Source organism: Mesorhizobium sp. M1E.F.Ca.ET.063.01.1.1 (assembly GCF_003998155.1).
Taxonomy (GTDB): domain Bacteria; phylum Pseudomonadota; class Alphaproteobacteria; order Rhizobiales; family Rhizobiaceae; genus Mesorhizobium.
On record NZ_RZSC01000989.1, the window covers coordinates 1 to 1,798 of the forward strand.

The 1,798-nt window shown below is 65.3% G+C and carries 2 protein-coding genes; one reads left to right on the top strand and one right to left on the bottom strand.

What is annotated here, in order from left to right; translation table 11 throughout:
• Nucleotides 1-1,138, bottom strand: a 1,138-nt coding sequence (locus EOA29_RS35145; RefSeq protein ID WP_127222310.1) for a bifunctional 2-C-methyl-D-erythritol 4-phosphate cytidylyltransferase/2-C-methyl-D-erythritol 2,4-cyclodiphosphate synthase, incomplete at its 3' end; no start/stop codon positions are given.
• Nucleotides 1,139-1,277: 139 nt separating this feature from the next.
• On the opposite strand from EOA29_RS35145, the gene EOA29_RS35150 reads away from it, so the two are divergent.
• Nucleotides 1,278-1,798, top strand: a 521-nt coding sequence (locus EOA29_RS35150; RefSeq protein WP_145970000.1) for a tRNA-dihydrouridine synthase, incomplete at its 3' end; no start/stop codon positions are given.

The window sequence follows — 1,798 nt, forward strand, 5'->3', positions numbered from 1 at the left end:
TCGTAGCCTTGATCGAAATGCGTTCGGCCGCAATGCCCAGCATCGCCGCCAGCGCCGCCGTCATCGCCTCGCGGTGGGGCCCGACACGCGGCGCTTCGCAGATCAGAGTGATGTCGGCATTGGCGATGCGCCCGCCATGCTCGCGCACCAGCTTCGCTGCATGCTCGACGAAGATCTTCGAGGCAACACCCTTCCATTGCGGGTCCGATGGCGGGAAATGCGTGCCGATGTCGCCGGCGCCGCAGGTGGCAAGCAGCGCGTCGGTAAGCGCGTGCAGCCCGACATCGGCGTCCGAATGGCCGGAGAGTTTTCGATCGTAGGGAATGGCGACGCCGCACAGCGTGACATGGTCGCCGGGCTCGAAGGCATGCACATCATAGCCATTGCCGGTGCGGATGTCCGGAAAGCGCGGCAGCGCGTTGGAAAGCCGCTGGTCGGCCATCGCGATATCCCTTGCCCAGGTAAGCTTCACATTGTCCGGCGAGCCGGCGACGATCTTGACCGGAATATGCGCCCATTCGGCGATCGCTGCGTCGTCGGTGAATTCGGACTTGCCCAAATGATGCGCCTTCTCGTGGGCCGCCAGCAGCGGCCAGAACGGAAAGCCTTGCGGTGTCTGCGCGGCATGCAGGCCGGCTCGCGACACCGTCTCCTCGATCATGCCCGTTGCGGATTCCCGCTTCAGCGTGTCGGCGACGGGAAGGGCGGGCAGCGCGCCCTGCCGTTCCCCGATGGCGTCGATGATGCGGTCGATCAGCCCGGCATCAAGGAACGGGCGCACCGCGTCATGCACCAGCACTTTTCCCGGCGCCAGATCCCTCAATGCCAGGAGACCGAGCCGAACCGAGGCCTGGCGGGACGAACCGCCAGTGACCGCGAAAACACGCTTGGCATTCGCTCCCGCCGCGCGCTCGAAGAGTTCGGCATCGTCGGCGTGGATCGCCACGACCACCGGGCCAATTCTCGGATGTGAAAGAAACGTCTCCAGCGTGTGCGCGATGACGGCGCGGCCGCCGATACGCTGATATTGCTTCGGCCCATCGGCCTGCCCGGCACGGGCGCCGCGCCCGGCGGCGACGATCACAACGCCGACTTTGCCGTCTGCGTCCAAACCCTGATTTTCACTTGCGTCGGTCATGGCGAGAGGCTTAGTCGCGGCTCGAAGGGAAGGCCAGCATTTTCCAAAATGCGCCTTAATGTGACGTCATTGCGCGTTGCACAATGCCTTGCATCTGGCTAGAGAATGTGCAGCAATTGAACATGCTTGGTTTTTGTGCATGCTTGAATTGATCACATTGGCTTCGCCACTCGACATTGGCGGCGTGAAGATACGCAACCGCGTGTTCCTTGCGCCGATGTCGGGCATCACCGACGAGCCATTCCGCCAGCGCGCCCACAACCATGGCGCCGGGCTGGTCGTGTCGGAAATGGTGGCCAGCGGCGAACTGGCCAAGGGCAGGGCCGGCTGCGACCTGCGCATCCGCCATTCCGGGCTGCCCGTCCACATGGTGCAGCTTGCCGGCCGCGAGGCGGCGCACATGGCCGAGGGCGCGCGAATCGCCGCCGGCGAGGGCGCCGACATCATCGACATCAACATGGGCTGCCCGGCGAAGAAGGTGACGGGCGGCTATGCCGGCTCGGCGCTGATGCGCGATCTCGATCATGCGCTCTCCCTGATCGAAGCTGTGGTCGGCGCCGTTTCGGTGCCGGTGACCGTCAAGATGCGGCTCGGCTGGGACGAAAGCGCGCTCAACGCGCCGATGCTGGCGCGCCGCGCCGAACAGGCGGGCGTCCGGAT